General features: G+C 75.2%; 12 protein-coding genes. 8 read left to right on the top strand and 4 right to left on the bottom strand.

Annotation, left to right across the window (positions count from 1 at the left end; genetic code table 11):
• Positions 1–229: 229 nt before the first annotated feature.
• Positions 230–1,489, top strand: coding sequence for a hypothetical protein (locus O7600_RS05235; RefSeq protein WP_281592556.1), 1,260 nt, complete (start codon positions 230–232; stop codon positions 1,487–1,489).
• A gap of 274 nt (positions 1,490–1,763) precedes the next feature.
• On the opposite strand, the gene O7600_RS05230 is transcribed toward O7600_RS05235, so the two are convergent.
• Positions 1,764–2,111, bottom strand: coding sequence for an Lsr2 family protein (locus O7600_RS05230; protein WP_281594071.1), 348 nt, complete (start codon positions 2,109–2,111; stop codon positions 1,764–1,766).
• Positions 2,112–2,357: 246 nt separating this feature from the next.
• Here O7600_RS05230 and lon point away from each other — a divergent pair, with 246 nt between their 5' ends.
• The gene (lon, locus tag O7600_RS05225) at positions 2,358–4,691 is read left to right on the top strand and encodes an endopeptidase La (RefSeq protein WP_281592555.1); all 2,334 of its coding nucleotides are present in this window, start codon (positions 2,358–2,360) and stop codon (positions 4,689–4,691) included.
• A 61-nt stretch (positions 4,692–4,752) separates the two neighbouring features.
• On the opposite strand, the gene O7600_RS05220 is transcribed toward lon, so the two are convergent.
• Together O7600_RS05220 and O7600_RS05215 are read right to left on the bottom strand one after the other, a co-directional pair.
• Complete coding sequence (locus tag O7600_RS05220; protein ID WP_281592554.1) at positions 4,753–6,468, bottom strand: DEAD/DEAH box helicase; 1,716 nt, start codon at positions 6,466–6,468, stop codon at positions 4,753–4,755.
• Positions 6,469–6,583: 115 nt separating this feature from the next.
• Positions 6,584–7,411 carry a hypothetical protein gene (locus O7600_RS05215; protein ID WP_281592553.1) on the bottom strand — a complete coding sequence of 276 codons (828 nt, stop codon included), beginning with the start codon at positions 7,409–7,411 and terminating at the stop codon, positions 6,584–6,586.
• 132 nt (positions 7,412–7,543) lie between these two features.
• Here O7600_RS05215 and O7600_RS05210 point away from each other — a divergent pair, with 132 nt between their 5' ends.
• From O7600_RS05210 to O7600_RS05200, 3 genes are all read left to right on the top strand, one after another.
• Positions 7,544–8,686, top strand: a complete 1,143-nt coding sequence (locus O7600_RS05210) for a histidine kinase (RefSeq protein ID WP_281592552.1) — start codon at positions 7,544–7,546, stop codon at positions 8,684–8,686.
• Positions 8,683–9,288: a response regulator transcription factor gene (locus tag O7600_RS05205; protein WP_281592551.1), complete on the top strand. Its 606-nt coding sequence runs from the start codon at positions 8,683–8,685 to the stop codon at positions 9,286–9,288. Before O7600_RS05210 ends, O7600_RS05205 begins: the two co-directional genes overlap by 4 nt.
• Positions 9,289–9,351: 63 nt before the next feature.
• The gene (locus O7600_RS05200) at positions 9,352–9,885 is read left to right on the top strand and encodes a 2'-5' RNA ligase family protein (RefSeq protein ID WP_281592550.1); all 534 of its coding nucleotides are present in this window, start codon (positions 9,352–9,354) and stop codon (positions 9,883–9,885) included.
• Between the two features lie 38 nt (positions 9,886–9,923).
• Here the strand turns inward: O7600_RS05200 and O7600_RS05195 are convergent, their stop codons facing one another.
• A complete protein-coding gene (locus O7600_RS05195; protein ID WP_281592549.1) occupies positions 9,924–12,119 on the bottom strand; it encodes a family 43 glycosylhydrolase in 2,196 nt (731 codons plus the stop codon).
• Between the two features lie 133 nt (positions 12,120–12,252).
• Between O7600_RS05195 and O7600_RS05190 the strand changes: the two genes are divergently transcribed.
• From O7600_RS05190 to O7600_RS05180, 3 genes are all read left to right on the top strand, one after another.
• On the top strand, positions 12,253–12,996 hold the full coding sequence (locus O7600_RS05190) for a winged helix-turn-helix domain-containing protein (protein ID WP_281592548.1): 744 nt from the start codon (positions 12,253–12,255) through the stop codon (positions 12,994–12,996).
• Between the two features lie 140 nt (positions 12,997–13,136).
• Positions 13,137–14,219 carry a cytochrome P450 gene (locus tag O7600_RS05185; protein ID WP_281592547.1) on the top strand — a complete coding sequence of 361 codons (1,083 nt, stop codon included), beginning with the start codon at positions 13,137–13,139 and terminating at the stop codon, positions 14,217–14,219.
• Positions 14,216–15,010, top strand: a complete 795-nt coding sequence (locus O7600_RS05180) for an isocitrate lyase/phosphoenolpyruvate mutase family protein (RefSeq protein WP_281592546.1) — start codon at positions 14,216–14,218, stop codon at positions 15,008–15,010. Before O7600_RS05185 ends, O7600_RS05180 begins: the two co-directional genes overlap by 4 nt.
• Positions 15,011–15,101: the final 91 nt, after the last annotated feature.

Below are 15,101 nucleotides of genomic sequence, written 5' to 3'. Positions count from 1 at the left end.
TAAGCGGGAATGGACGCAGATCTTCCCGCCGCGCCCGGACGGCGCGGAGACGGTGCGGAAAGGGCACCGTCGGCCATTGACGCGCGACTCGTACGTCGCAGTGATCTCACCCCGAGGATTCGTCGTTCCGCCGGGATCACCAGTCAACTACCGGATCGAGAAGGAGAGCAATTCGATGCGCAGGTCCACACGGGCGCGCCGGTCATCCGGTAACGCGCGGAGCAAGCGGATGCTGGCCGTGGTCGGCACGCTCGCGGTCTTCGGCGGCATCGTCGCCGTCACCCAGATCTCGTCTGCCCAGGACCGGCGGACGAGCACCCGTGCCGCCTCGGCGTCCTGTGTGGCCCCGAGCCCGGGGGCGACCGCCCCGGGCGGCCAGGGCAGCACCACCCGCACCTGGCAGAACGGCCGCTGGGTCCGTAACCACTGGGGTGACGGGCAGATGTCTTCGGCCGAGTGTCAGCAGACCCGGGGCGGCGGCGCGGGCGCCGGCACCCCGACCGTGGCCTGCCCGGACGTCCGCGGCAAGCTGCCGCAGGTGCCCGGCCGGGCCCGCGCCGAGGTGGACCGCAACCTGGCGCTGCTGGAGAGTCAGATCGCCGAGGCGAACCGGCGGCTCGCGCGGGACGGCCGCAACGGTGGCGACTTCATCAACAACGCCATCCTCCGTCCGCTCGCCGACAAGCGCACCGCGACGATCAACCGGATCGCCACCGCGATCGGCCGGGGCGGCCAGCGTCCGCAGGGCCTGGAGCAGCTCGCCCAGTGCGCCCTCGCCGACAACGCCCAGAACGGCGGCCAGAACGGCGGCGGCCAGAACGGCGGGAACAACAACGGCGGTGACAACGGGGGTCAGAACGGCGGCAACAACGGCGGTGACAACGGGGGCCAGAACGGCGGCAACAACGGCGGGAACAACGGGGGCCAGAACGGCGGCAACAACGGCCTGGAGGTGCTCGCCAAGGACTGCAGCGGAAGCCAGCTGGAGGCGCACAACGGTTTCCAGAACGGCAACCGGTGCGTGAGCACCGCGTTCGGTGAGGTCGGCGCCGCGGCGAACAACCCCTCGCTGCTCATCACCCAGTTCCCGAACCAGGTGCAGCGCAACCAGCCGTTCACGCTCCGGGTCACCACGAAGAACCTGGTGCGGGACCGCTTCCTCGCCGCCGGTCAGGGTGGCTACTACCTGGAGAGCTCGCTGCTCAACGGCCAGGGTCTGGTGCGCGGCCACTTCCACACCGCCTGCCGGATGCTCGGCAGCACCCGGCAGCCTCCGAACCCGCAGGATGTGCCCGCGTTCTTCGTCGCGACCGAGGACGGCCGGGGCGGATCCCAGCCGGACGACGTGCTGATCCAGATCCCGGGCCTGCCGGAGTCCGGCCTGGCGCAGTGCTCGGTCTGGGCCGGTGACGGCTCGCACCGCATCCCGATGATGGAGCGGGCCAACCAGACCCCCGCCATCGACGTCGTGCGCATCCAGGTCAACTGACCCGATCCACCGTCGGCCGGAGCCGCCCGGGACCCTTCCCGGGCGGCTCCGGCGTCGTTGCGTCCGAGTCGTCGATCAGGAGTTCGCGTCCCGGCCCGCGCCGACTCCCGACGCGAACTCCTTGATCAACGGAGGAGGGGCGGGGCGGGCGGGCGGAGAAAATTGGTGCCGGTGGGATCGGGGGGTGTGAAAATTGTCGACCTGGGGAAAGTCGACGGGGCCACGCCGATTTCTCAGCGTGACCCCGGGATGCCCGACGGTGAACCGGGAGCGTTCAGCGGTTCTTGTAGGCCTCGACGACCGAGACCGGGATGCGACCCCGCTCGGAAATCTCGTAGCCGTTCTTGGTGGCCCATTCGCGGATGGCGCGGTTCTGCTCGCGGTCCATTCCCGAGGTGCTCGGCCGGGTCACGCGCCGGGTCGCCCGGCCGGTGTCGGCCGGGCCGCGACCGATTCGCCTGCCAGCGCTGATGTACGGGTCCAGTGCCTTACGCAGGACACCGGCGTTCTCGTCGGAGACGTCGATCGTGTAGGCCACGCCGTCCAGGCTGAACTCGACGGTCCGATCGGCCTTTCCACCGTCGAGGTCGTCGGTCAGAACGGTGATTACTTTCCTTGCCATCGCCATTACTCCCTGTGTCGGGCGGGGTGTGGCTAAGAGTTTGACCTACCAAGCGGTAATTTCGCAACAATACCCGACTCCTGCCATTCGGCGGGTCGCGTAAACGGTGGTGCGGCAAATGGGGTCTGCACACGGGAGCGTCGATGCGGGCGGGGCGTGGAAGTGGCGTGGGTCACAAGCCGGAACAAGGGGCACGGTTTGTTACTTGAGCCAAACACGCTCAACCAACGTGATGGCAGGTGTTCGATGGCAACTCTTCCGGTACTTCCCCTGACCGACGCCGTCCTGCTGCCCGGGATGGTCGTCCCGGTGACCCTCGACCCGACCACGCAGGCCGCGGTAGACGCGGCCCGGGCCACCGGCGACAGGCAACTCCTGGCCGTGCCCCGCATCGACGGCGAGTACGGCTCCGTCGGCGTGGTCGCCACCATCGAGAAGGTCGGCCGGCTGCCCGACGGCGAACCGGCCGCGGTGGTGCGCGGTCTCGCCCGTGCCCGCATCGGCTCCGGCGTACCCGGCCCCGGCGCGGCCCTCTGGGTCGAGGCGACCGCCCTCGACGAGCCCGCCCCCGCCGGCCGGGCCCGGGAACTGGCCCGCGAGTACCGGGCGCTGATGACCTCGGTGCTCCAGCAACGCGGCGCCTGGCAGGTCATCGACGCCATGGAGCGGATGACCGACCTCTCCGAGCTGGCCGACTCGGCCGGCTACGCGCCCTGGCTCAGCCTGGCGCAGAAGACCGAACTGCTCGCCGCGCCGGACGTCACCGCCCGGCTCGAGCTGCTGGTCGGCTGGGTGAAGGAGCACCTGGCCGAGCAGGAGGTCACCGAGCAGATCACCAGCGACGTCCGCGAAGGGCTGGAGAAGTCCCAGCGCGAGTTCCTGCTCCGCCAGCAGCTCGCCGCGATTCGCAGAGAACTGGGCGAGGACGAGCCGGACGGCTCCGCCGACTACCGCTCCCGGGTGGAGTCCGCGGACCTGCCCGAGAAGGTGCGCGAGGCCGCCCTGCGCGAGGTCGGCAAGCTGGAGCGGGCCAGCGACGCCTCACCGGAGGCGGGCTGGATCCGTACCTGGCTCGACACCGTCCTCGAGATGCCGTGGAACACGCGTACCGAGGACAACACCGACCTGGCCGCGGCGCGGGCGGTGCTCGACGCCGACCACGCCGGGCTGACCGACGTGAAGGACCGCATCCTGGAGTACCTCGCGGTGCGCAACCGCCGCGCGGAGCGCAACCTCGGCGTGGTCGGCGGTCGCGGCTCCGGCGCGGTGCTCGCCCTCGCCGGCCCGCCCGGTGTCGGCAAGACCAGCCTCGGCGAGTCGGTCGCGCGGGCGCTCGGGCGTACCTTCGTCCGGGTCTCACTCGGCGGCGTCCGCGACGAGGCGGAGATCCGGGGCCACCGGCGCACCTACGTCGGCGCGCTGCCCGGCCGGATCGTGCGCGCCCTGCGGGAGGCCGGCTCGATGAACCCGGTCGTGCTGCTCGACGAGGTCGACAAGCTCGGCGTGGGCTACTCCGGCGACCCGGCGGCGGCCCTGCTGGAGGTGCTCGACCCGGCGCAGAACCACACCTTCCGCGACCACTACCTCGAGGTCGACCTCGACCTGTCCGACGTGCTGTTCCTGGCCACCGCCAACGTGGTGGAGTCGATCCCCGGCCCGCTGCTGGACCGGATGGAGCTGGTCGGCCTGGACGGCTACACCGAGGACGAGAAGGTGGCGATCGCGCGGGACCACCTGCTGCCCCGGCAGCGGGAGCGGGCCGGGCTCACCGCCGAGGAGGTGACCGTCACCGACGAGGCGCTGGCGCTGATCGCGGGTGAGTACACCCGGGAGGCCGGGGTCCGGCGGCTCGAACGGGCCCTCGCCAAGATCCTGCGCAAGGTGACCGTGGCGTTGGCGTCCGACCCGGCGCCGGTCCGGGTCGACACCGGCAACCTGGCCCGCTACCTGGGCCGGCCCAAGTTCACCCCGGAGTCGGCCGAGCGGACGGCGGTGCCCGGCGTGGCGACCGGCCTGGCGGTCACCGGCGCCGGCGGCGACGTGCTCTTCATCGAGGCGACCAGCATGGAGGGCGAGCCGGGCCTGACCCTCACCGGTCAGCTCGGCGACGTGATGAAGGAGTCGGCGCACATCGCGCTGTCGTACCTGCGCTCCAACGGTCGACGGCTCGGCATCGACCCGAACGCGCTCGCCGGACGGCGGATCCACGTGCACTTCCCGGCGGGCGCGGTGCCCAAGGACGGGCCGAGCGCCGGCATCACCATGGTGACCGCGCTGGCCTCCCTGGTGACCGGCCGCCCGGTGCGGCCGGAGTTCGGGATGACCGGCGAGGTGACGCTCTCCGGCCGGGTGCTGCCCATCGGCGGCGTGAAGCAGAAGCTGCTCGCCGCGCACCGGGCCGGCCTGACCGAGGTGATCATCCCGAAGCGCAACGAGCCGGACCTGGACGACCTGCCGGCCGAGGTGCGCGAGGCGCTGACCGTGCACACCCTGGCCGACGTCGCGGACGTGCTCGCGCTGGCGCTGCGCCCGGCCGACGTCGACGCGCAGACGCTCGGCGGCCAGCCCGTCGCCGCCTGAGGTGAAAGGAAGGGCCCCCTGTTAACGCCTCGTGCATGGCAGGGGGCCCCTCTTAACCGCCTTACCGGTGGTCGTCGCCGTCGCGGTCGCGGCGGACGGTGGCCTTGCGCCCCTTGATGGTGCTGCCCCGCAGTCCTCGGATCACCTCGTCGGCCATCGCCTGCGGCACCTCGACCAGCGAGAACCGGTCCGCGATCTCGATCGAGCCGATGTCGCGCCCGTTGATCCGGGTCTCGCCGGTGATCGCGCCGACCAGGTCCTGCGGCCGTACCCCGGCCCGCCGGCCCAGCCCGATGAAGACCTGCGTGGTGCCCGCGCCCCGGGACCGGGTGCCACCGCGCCGGTCCCGGCTGTCGTACCCGGGCCGCGCCTCCCGGTTCGGCCGGACGGCGACCTGGGGGATCTCCTCCTCGTCGGCCGTGCCGGGCAGGGTGGCCTCGTGGGCCAGCCGGACCGCGGCGAGCGCCACCTCCATCAGGTCGAACTCGTCGGTCAGCGACTCGACGACCGCCCGGAACGGCTCCAGGTCGTCCTCCAGCAGCGACTCCCGCACCGCGGCCTGGGTCAGCTCGAAGCGCCGGGTCCGCAGGTCGGCCACCGTGGGGATCTTGTCGACCGAGATCCGCTGGCCGGTGACCCGCTCGATCGTCTTGAGCATCCGGTGCTCGCGCGGCTCGGCGAGGGTGATCGCCACGCCCTCCCGACCGGCCCGGCCGACCCGGCCGATGCGGTGCACGTACGACTCCGGCGCCGAGGGCACGTCGTAGTTCACCACGTGGGTGAGCTGCTCGACGTCCAGCCCGCGGGCCGCCACGTCGGTGGCGACCAGCAGGTCAGCGGTGCCGGCGCGCAGCCGACCCATCACCCGGTCCCGCTGCTCCTGGCTCATCCCGCCGTGCAACGCCTCGGCCCGGTAGCCGCGGCCGTTCATCGTCTCGGTGAGCCGGTCGACCTCCTCCCGGCTGCGGCAGAACACGATGGCGGCGGTCGGCGACTCCACGTCCAGCACGCGACCCAGCGCGGCCGGCTTGTGCGCCCGCGCCACCAGGTACGCGCTCTGCCGCACCCGCGGCGCCGCCCCGGCCACCGCCTGCTCCCGCTCGATCCGGATCCGGACCGGGTCGGTCAGGTGCTGGCGGGCGAGCCCGTCGATGCGGGCCGGCATGGTGGCCGAGAAGAGCACCGTCTGGCGGCCCTCGGGCGCGTGCTCCAGGATCGCCTCGATGTCCTCGGCGAAGCCCATGTCGAGCATCTCGTCCGCCTCGTCCAGCACCACCGTGGCCACCGAGCCCAGCCGCAGCGTGCCCCGGGCGATGTGGTCGAGGGCCCGCCCGGGCGTCGCCACCACCACGTCCACCCCGTGGTCGAGCGCGCGCAACTGCCGGCCGATCGGCTGCCCGCCGTAGATCGGCAGCACCCGGGCGCCGAGGTCCTTGCCGTAGCGGTGGAACGCCTCGGAGACCTGCACGGCCAGTTCCCGCGTCGGCACCAGCACCAGCGACACCGGGTCGCCGCCCGGCCGGTCCGCCGGCATGCGGTGCAGCAGCGGCAGGGCGAACGCGGCGGTCTTGCCGGTGCCGGTGGCCGCCTGCCCGAGCAGGTCCCGACCGGCCAGCAACGGTGGGATGGCCTCCCGCTGGATCGGGGTCGGCTCCTCGTAGCCGAGGGCGGACAGCGCGCCCAGCAGTTCGGTGCGCAGCCCGAGATCCGCGAAGGCGGTGGCGTCCTCGGCGTCGGCGGGAAGGGCGGGGTCGGTCGGGGTCGGTGCGGAACTCATGTGGCAAGCCTTTCATCACCGCCGGACGGTGGTCGCGGCGACCGGCGTAAACGTTCGCCGCGCCACCCCCGGCGTCCGTGCGGGTGAGCCGGCCCGGCCCCGTGACCGGGCCGGCTCACCCGGACGTGACGGCCAGCAGGGTGGTCACCCCCACCGCCACGTCCAGCGCGATGCACCACTGCGCGTACCCGCGTGGCACCACCCCGTCGGCGCGGTGGTGCCACAGGTCCCAGCCGGCGTGCCCGAGCCAGCCCAGGCCGACGAGCGTGCCGGCGACCCCGGCCGGCGCGGCCAGCGCCACGGCCGCCAGGCCACCCCAGACGGCCAACCCCACGAGCTGGACGGCGAGCTGACGCCGGTCGCCGAACCGCCGTCGCCAGGCGCCGAGGACCAGGTAGCCGCCGGGCAGCACGAGCAGCGTCCACGGCGAGAACACCGTCGGGGCGAACCACAGGTCGGCGGTCATGAGCAGCGCCAGCCCGACCGGCCAGCGACGGGCCACGGCCGCCGCCACCGGGTGCCGCCGGGGCGGCGCGGCGACCGGGTGCCGGTGCCGCAGCGCCACCAGCGCCATCGCCGGCACCATCAGCAGGTGACCGCCGAGCAGCAGCGCGTCGTCCCCGACCCACCCCGTCCACCAGGGCGGCAGGAGCAGCAGGAACGGCACGTACATGGCCGCGCTCATCTCCCCGGTGGCGGCCCACGCGTCGCCCCGGTACCACATCCAGGCGACCATGCCCAGCGCCATGTTCGTCGCCATCACCAGCGCGCCCACGTCCGGCCGGGCCAGCACGCCCGCACCGCCCAGCAGGTCCCCGCCCACCCGCCACAGCGGGCCGAGCAGCACCATCCCGGCCACCATCGCCACGACCATCCCGGCCAGGTGCCGGGTCCGTCCCCACCCGGCCCACCGCCGGGGTACGCCCACCGTCATCTCCGTCATGCCCCGACCCTGCCCGGGCCGGGCGTACCGGGACAGGCGCGTCCGTCACCGGAAATCCGTGCGGAACGCACGGGTCGGTCGTGACATTCCGCAGCGGTCCGCCGGGCCCGGCACCACCTAGGATCGGCGGGCATGACGGTCGATTCGGCGGACCACCGGCTGCGCCGGGCCCGGCGGGTCACCCTGCTGTCGCTGGCCACGAACGTGTGGACCACGGTGCTGCTGCCCGTGGCCGGCCTGGCCCGGGAGCCGGATCCGCTGCGGGCGACGCTCGGCGCCGTCGGCCTGCTCGCCTTCACGGCGGCGCAGGTGGCGGTGCTGCACGCGGCGGTGACGCCCTGGCTCGCCACGGCCGCCCGGCGGCGCCGGCACCTCGCCCTGGTGGCGGCCGCGCTGCTCAGCCTGCCCCTGGTCGGCCCGGTCGCGGCGGGCGCGTGGCCCACCTGGGCCTGGCTGGGCGCCTCCCTGGTCGGCATGACGCCGCTGCTGCTCCGGCCCGCTGCCGGGGTCTTCGCCGCGACGGGCGTGCTCGCGGTCTCGGCGGCGGTCACCGCGGCGACCGGTGGACCGCTGCCCACCGCGCTGCTGGTCACCGGCGGGGTGGGCACCGGCATCGCCGCGCTCACCTGGGTGCAGGTCTGGTTCTGGGACGTGCTCGTGGAGGCCCGGCAGGGTCAGGCGGCCCGGGCCCGACTGGCCGCGGCCGAGGAACGGCTGCGCTTCGCCCGCGACGTGCACGACCTGCTCGGGCACGACCTCACCGTGATCGCGCTCAAGGCCGAGCTGGCGGAACGGCTGGCGAGGGTGGACGGCGAGCGGGCCGGCCGGGAGGCGGCGGAGGCCCGGCGGCTCGCCGCGTCGGCGCTGACCCGGGTACGGGCTGCCGTACATGGCTATCGCACGGTCGACCTGGCCGAGCAGGTGGCCGCGGTGGGGGAGGTGTTGCGCTCCAGCGGGGTCCGTTGCACCGTGGTGCCGCCGGCGGGCGACCTACCGGCCCCGGTCGCCGCCGACCTCGCCGCCGTGCTGCGGGAGGCCGGGACGAACGTGCTGCGGCACAGTCGGGCCGGCTGGTGCCGGATCGAGATCACCCGGGAGGGCGACCTGGTGACCCTGACCGTACGTAACGACGGGGTCCGTGACGCCGGACCGGACCGGCTCAGCGGCGGCCTGCGCGGACTGGCCGACCGGCTCGCCCCGGCCGGCGGACGCGTGCGGGCCGGTGCCGAGGACGGCGTGTTCAGCCTGGTGGCGACCGTGCCGGTGACGTCGTGATCCGGGTCCTGCTGGCCGACGACGAGGAGCTGATCCGGCTGGCGCTGGCCGCCCTGCTCGACCTGGAACCGGACATCGAGGTGGTCGCGCACGCCGCCGACGGTCGCGCCGCCCTGGCCGCGGCGCTGGCCCACCGCCCCGACGTCGCCGTCCTCGACCTGGAGATGCCGCCGCCCGGCGGCGTGGCGGTCGCCGCCGAGCTCGCCCGGGTGCTGCCCGCGTGCGCCCCGGTGATCCTCACCGGGCACGGCCGGCCCGCCCAGCTTCGGCCGGCGCTGGCCGCCGGCGCCCGTGGCTTCCTCGCCAAGGGCGCTCCGGGCGGCGCGTTGGCCGACGTGATCCGCCGGGTGCACTCCGGCGCGCGGTACGTCGACCCGGCCCTGGCCGCCGACGCGCTGACCCTGCCCGAGTGCCCGCTGACCCCGCGCGAGCTGGAGACGCTCCGGCTGGCCGAACTCGGCACCCCGGTCGCGGTGATCGCCCGACGTACCCACCTGGCCGCCGGCACGGTCCGCAACCACCTGAGCGCGTGCGTGCAGAAACTCGGCGCCGCCGACCGGGCCGAGGCGGTCCGGCGGGCCCGCGAGGCGGGATGGCTCTGATCCGTCCCGGTCGGCCGGCCCTTCGGGGCGTCGTGGCCGACCGGCGGCGACTAGCCTGATCATGTGCGGACGGTCGAGTTGCTCTGCTCGCCGGAGCTGGACGCGGCGGTGCGGGCGGCCTGGGACCGGCTCGCCGCCGCCGGCCTGCCCAGCCTGGCCCGCAACACGCACCCGACGAACCGGCCGCACCTGACGCTCGCCTCGGTCGAGGAGTTCCCGCCCGGCGCCGAGCAGCGCCTGGCCGACCTCTGCGACGCCGCGCTGCCGCTGCCGGTGCGGCTGGACCGGCTGGCCGTCCTCGACGGCAGCGCCCCGCTGGTCTGGCTGGTCCACCCGACCCCGCAGCTGGTCGCGCTGCACGGGGCCGTCTGGGACGTGCTCGCCGAGGCGTCCGGCCCGCATCCCTGGCACCTGCCCGGGCGCTGGGTGCCGCACCTGAGCCTGGCGCTGCGGTTCCGGGGCGCGGACCGCCGGCGCGCCCGGGCGGTCGCCGGGGCGGACCGCCCGACCGGCGCGTTCGTGGCGGCCCGCAGCTACGACGGGGAGACGCGCACGGTCACCGAGCTGGCCGGGACCTGCCCGCGTCCGGACCACTGAGCCAGGGCCGCCCGCGAGGTGCGGGCGGCCCCGGCGGGTCAGCGGTGGAAACGCAGGTAGTCGAACTCGGCCGTCACGGCGGGCGTGGCGCCGCCGTGCGCGACCAGCCCGATCCGGGGCGTGGTGTCGGCCGGGAAGGTCCACACCGCCCCCCACGTCCAGTGCTTCCCGTCGCGGCTGGAGCCGGCGCGGAGCTCGTGTTCCCCGGTGACCCGGTCGACGTGGTGGGCCAGCCGCAGCCAGGTGGTCGTGCCCGGCGTGCCGACGATGCTGCCGCCGTACACCGGCTGCCCGGCGAAGGGCAGCTCGTAGCCGAACTCGACCTGGCGGGTGTTCCAGATCGCCACCTGGGTCAGCCGGGCGAACCGGTCGTCGTCGACGTACGCGACCAGGCCCGCCTGCTGGTAGTTGCGGACCGTGTCCTCGCCCAGGTCGAGCGTCACCTTCGTCTCGGCCACGTAGTCGCCGGCGGGCGCGTCGCGCAGCAGCACCCCGGCGGTGTTGCCGGTGCCGGACAGGTCGGCGTCCTGCACCGGCCAGCGCAGCGCGCCGCCGGCCACCGTGGCCGCCGGGTCGGGGCGTACCCACTGCCAGGCCGGGTCGAGCCCACCGGTGAACTCGTCGGTGAAGCCGCGCAGCACCGGGCCGACCCGGGGCGGCGCGACCGGGTGCCGGACCGGGCGGTACAGCCGGGCGGCGCTGACGTTGTCGAACTCGGCCGGTCCGCTCTGGGCCCGCAGGGTCAGCGCGCCGGTCGCGGGGCGGGGGAGCCGGAGCGACACCTCGGCGACCGGGTCGCCGAGGCGGGACGGGCTGAGCGTGGCGACGAGCTGCCGCCCGCGTACCTCGATCGCGAGGGTGTGCCGGTCGGTCAGGTCGGTGCCGGCGGGCAGCGGTGTGCCGGCGCGGCCGGCGGTCAGTCGACCGTCGCCGACGCGGACGTCCACGCCGCCGAGCCGCAGCCCGGCGGTGGTCGCGCCGGTCAGCCGCAGGTCGGTCTCCGCCCGCAGGTCGCCGCCGACCCCGGTACGCGAGGCCAGCGCCCCGGTGCCGGTCAGCACCCCGCCGGCCGCCCGCCACGTGCCGCTCTCGACCCGCCAGTCGCGCAGGTCGGGCGTGGCGAAGCGGGCGTCGACGCGGCCCGTGGTGACCGGCGCGGGGCGGGCGCCGTCGGAGGGGCCGGCGCCGGCGTTCACCGTCGGCCAGCCGTCGATCCAGTCGAGCCGGTCCAGCAGCATCGGCCGCTCGTTGACGCCGAACGGCTCGTCCAGGTAGGGGTCGGCCCGGTCGATCGCGTGGTAGGCGATCCAGTCCTGCCCGGACAGGTCGGTGAGCACGGCGTTGTGGCCGGTGCCGATCCAGCGGTTGCCGTTCTGGGTCAGCACCGGGGTGCCGCCGGCGCGGGAGACGTCGAGGCGCTGGCCGTCGCGGTCGGTGAACGGGCCGCGCGGGTCACGGGACCGGCCGACCTGGACGGAGTAGCCGGTGGCCGGGCCGGCGCAGCAGTTGGCGGTGGAGGCGAAGAGGTAGTACCAGCCGTCGCGGCGCAGCACGTAGGCGCCCTCGAACTTGTTGTCGATCGCGACCGGGGTCGACGTGCCGACCGCGCGCAGGCCGTCGGGGGACAGCTCGGTGACCGCGATGCCGCCGTAGTAGCTGCCGTGGTAGAGCCAGGACCGGCCGTCGGCGCCGGTGAGCTGGCTCGGGTCGATGGTCCACAGGTAGCCGCCGCCCGCGCCGGGACGCGGGGCGACCACCGGCTCGTCGGCGAACGTCCACGGTCCGGCCGGGCTCGGCGCGGTGGCCACCCCGACCGCGGTGTCGAAGGTGTCCGCGGAGACGGTGGTGTCGGTGACGGTCATGTACATGACCCACCGCCCGTCGAGCCGGCGGACGTCGGGCGCCCAGAACGCGGCGCCCGGCGCGGCGTACGCGGGCCGCTGGTCGGGGGCGAACGCGTCGCCGACGTAGCTCCAGTCGACCAGGTCGGTGGAGCGGGCGATCGGCACCCGGTGCGGTGTTCCCTCGCCCTCGCGCAGCGGGTCGGAGGTGCCGAAGGCGTACCAGAGCCCGTCGTCGCCGCGGACCACGACCGGGTCGGCGAAGGTGTCGGCGAACCCGGCGGAGACCGGGTTGCGGTAGCGGTCGGGCCCGGCGGCGGGCGCGGGTGACGCGCCGGCGAGCAGAAGGGTGAGGACGGCGGCGAGCATGCCGCCGCGGCGAAGGTGTCCCATCAGGCCTGCCTTGGAGGTAGACGGAGGTCACTGCGGTGCACCCGTTTGTACAACGTTGGATACAACGATGTAAAGAACCGCCGCGCGCCACCTTCCGGTCCGGCCCGAACCGTGGCCGTGCCAGCATGGTCCGATGACCACCCGCGCCGACGGCCGAGGGCTGGCCGGACTCGCCGCCCTGCTCGCCGATCCCACCCGGGCCGAGTTCTGTCTCGCCCTGCTCGACGGACGCGCCTGGACCGCCGGTGAGCTGGCCCGCCGCGCCGGGGTCGCGGCCTCCACCGCCAGCGACCACCTCACCCGGCTGGTGCGCGGCGGCCTGCTGGCCGAGGAACGGCAGGGCCGGCACCGGTACGTCCGCCTGGCCGACCCGTCGGTCGCCCAGCTCCTCGAGGACCTCACCGCGCGGGCGCCCGCCCCGGCCACGTCGCCCCGCACGTTGCGCGCCGCGTCGGCCGGCGCCGCCCTGGCGTACGCCAGGACCTGTTACGACCACCTCGCCGGGCGACTCGGCGTGCTGCTGCGCGACGCGCTGCTCGCCCGCGGTGTGCTGGACCGGGCCGGCGGCCTCGCACTCACCCCGGCCGGGATGTCCTGGCTGGCCGAGGTGGGCGTGCCGGTCGAGCCGCTGCGCGCCGCCCGGCGACCGCTCGTGCGCGACTGTCTGGACTGGACCGAACGACGGCCGCACCTGGCCGGCGCGCTCGGCGCCGCGTTGTGCGGGCGCTTCCTCGACCTCGGCTGGACCGCGCGGGGGTCCGGTCGGGCGGTGCGGCTCACCCCTGCCGGGCGGGACGGGCTCGCCGCCGCCCTCGCGCTCGACCCGGCGCTGCTCGCCCCGCCCGCCTCCCGCGACACCGGCCCCGCCCGCGCCTGACCTGCCTGATCCGTCCGCCCGCCCGTCCGGACAGGTCGGCGAGCTGGTGGGTCTACGGACCCCTTATGCCGCCACCTCGCCCGACCTGGCGCGCCGACCGTTCGGTCGGGACCGAACGATCACCGCCCTACGGTCGGGTGGTGGACCTCCCGACGATCACGGCCGCTCCGGACACGCCGACCTGCGGACCGCCGGCCCGAGGCGACGACGGCTGGCTGGTCACCCGGCACGCGGACGTCACCGCCGCCCTGACCGATCCCCGTTGCGTGGTGCCGCCAGCCGGGCCGCCCGGCGCCGCCGGCTCGCTGGCGTGGCTGCGCGCGTCCGTCAGCCGCTTCAGCCCACCGGAGCGCCACCCCGACCGGCGGGCGATCGCGGTGGCGGCGCTGAACGACCTCGACCCGCGGGAGCTGTCCCTGGCCGCCGCACAACGGACCGACGAGATCCTCGACCGCTCGGCGTCGCCCGTGCCACCCGTGTTAAAAGGGGCCCCCTCCACTACCGGAGGCGTTAACAGGGGGCCCTTCCTTACACCCCGGGTGGAGGTGATGGGGGCGCTGGCGCGGGGGGTGCCGCTGGTGGTGCTGGGGGAGCGGCTCGGCCTGGCGGATCCGGCGGCGGCCGCCCCGGCGGTGACGGCGGTGGCCGCCGCCTACCATCCGGGCGCGGCGCCGGCCGCGCTCGCGCGGGCCGACCGGGCGGTGGCCGCGTTGGTGGCGATGTCGCCACCGGCGCCGGCCGAGGTGACCGCGAACCGGATCGGGCTGCTGGTGCAGGCCGCCGACGCCACCGCCGGGTTGATCGGCGCGGCGGTCCGTCACGGGCTCGCCGCGCCGGCCGGGCTCGCCACCGCCGCGCTGCTCGCCGAGGTGCTGCGGCTCGACCCACCGGTACGCGCCACCCGCCGGATCACCACCGCCGCACTCGACCTGGGCGGCCGGTCGATCCGGGTCGGCGAACCGCTGCTGCTCCGCTTCGACGCGGCGAACCGGGACCCGGCCGTCCATCCGGAGCCGGACCGGTTCGTGGTCGACCGGCCCGGTGGGGCACTGACGTTCGGCGCCGGCGCCCGGGGCTGCCCGGGGTCGGTGCACGCGCTCGCCCTGGCCGCCGGCGTGGTCGACGTGCTGCGCCGCCGCTGCGCCCCGGTCGACGCCCCGGTCCGCTACGTCCCGCATCCGACGCTGCGCGTCCCGACCCGTCTCGAGGTGACCCTGCGATGACCGACCGCCACGCGGCCTTCCGTGCGCTGCACCGGCCCGGCCGCCCCCTGCTGCTGCCCAACGCCTGGGACCACGCGTCCGCGGCGGCGCTCGCCGCCCGGGGGCATGTCGCGATCGGCACGACCAGTCTCGGCGTCGCGGCGGCCGCCGGTCGGCCGGACGGCGCCGGGGCGACCCGGGCCGAGACCCTGGAACTGGCCCGGCGCCTGCGGCACCTGCCGGTGCTGCTCACCGTCGACGTGGAGGACGGCTTCGCCGAGGAACCGGCGGCCGTGGCCCGCTACGTCGGCGAACTGGCCGCCCTGGGGGTGGTGGGGGTGAACCTGGAGGACGGCCGTCCGGACGGCACCCTGGCCCCGGCGCCGCTCGTCGCGGCGAAGATCGCGGCGGTACGCGCGGCGGCGCCCGGGCTCTTCGTCAACGCCCGCACCGACGCGTGGTGGCTGGGCGTGCCGGCGCCGCTGGCCGAGGCGCGGCGCCGGGCGGCGGCGTACCGGGCGGCGGGCGCCGACGGCTTCTTCGTCCCCGGCGCCCCCGACGACACGATCGGCGCGCTGGTGGCGGAGGCCGGACTGCCGCTGAACGTCCTGCACCGGCCGGGCGGGCCGGACCTGGACCGCCTGGGCCGGCTCGGGGTGGCCCGGGTGAGCACCGGTTCGCTGCTGTTCCGGGCGGCTTTGGGTGCGGCGTTGCGTCGGGTCGACGCGGTCGCCGCCGGGGCGGACACCGGCGAGCCGACCCCGCCGGGGTACGCCGAGGTGCAGCAGCTGTCGCGGCGGTTCGCCACCTGATCGGGCACCTTCGGAGGAGATAGGAGGATTGTTCTCGGAGGTACCTTCTCTGGCGATTACGGTGAGTGCAGCTTTCATCACGCCGTGTCCT

This window comes from Micromonospora sp. WMMA1998, assembly GCF_027497375.1.
GTDB lineage: Bacteria > Actinomycetota > Actinomycetes > Mycobacteriales > Micromonosporaceae > Micromonospora > Micromonospora sediminicola.
This window is presented reverse-complemented; position numbering and strand designations above follow the sequence as displayed.

What these genes read in the sequence shown, in the direction of transcription:
- O7600_RS05190 (WP_281592548.1), top strand. Translation starts at nt 12,253, where the DNA reads ATGACCACCCGCGCCGACGGCCGAGGGCTGGCCGGACTCGCCGCCCTG.
- O7600_RS05235 (WP_281592556.1), top strand. Translation starts at nt 230, where the DNA reads ATGCTGGCCGTGGTCGGCACGCTCGCGGTCTTCGGCGGCATCGTCGCC.
- O7600_RS05220 (WP_281592554.1), bottom strand. Translation starts at nt 6,468, where the DNA reads ATGAGTTCCGCACCGACCCCGACCGACCCCGCCCTTCCCGCCGACGCC.
- O7600_RS05195 (WP_281592549.1), bottom strand. Translation starts at nt 12,119, where the DNA reads ATGGGACACCTTCGCCGCGGCGGCATGCTCGCCGCCGTCCTCACCCTT.
- O7600_RS05230 (WP_281594071.1), bottom strand. Translation starts at nt 2,111, where the DNA reads ATGGCAAGGAAAGTAATCACCGTTCTGACCGACGACCTCGACGGTGGA.
- O7600_RS05215 (WP_281592553.1), bottom strand. Translation starts at nt 7,411, where the DNA reads ATGACGGAGATGACGGTGGGCGTACCCCGGCGGTGGGCCGGGTGGGGA.
- O7600_RS05180 (WP_281592546.1), top strand. Translation starts at nt 14,216, where the DNA reads ATGACCGACCGCCACGCGGCCTTCCGTGCGCTGCACCGGCCCGGCCGC.
- lon (WP_281592555.1), top strand. Translation starts at nt 2,358, where the DNA reads ATGGCAACTCTTCCGGTACTTCCCCTGACCGACGCCGTCCTGCTGCCC.
- O7600_RS05210 (WP_281592552.1), top strand. Translation starts at nt 7,544, where the DNA reads ATGACGGTCGATTCGGCGGACCACCGGCTGCGCCGGGCCCGGCGGGTC.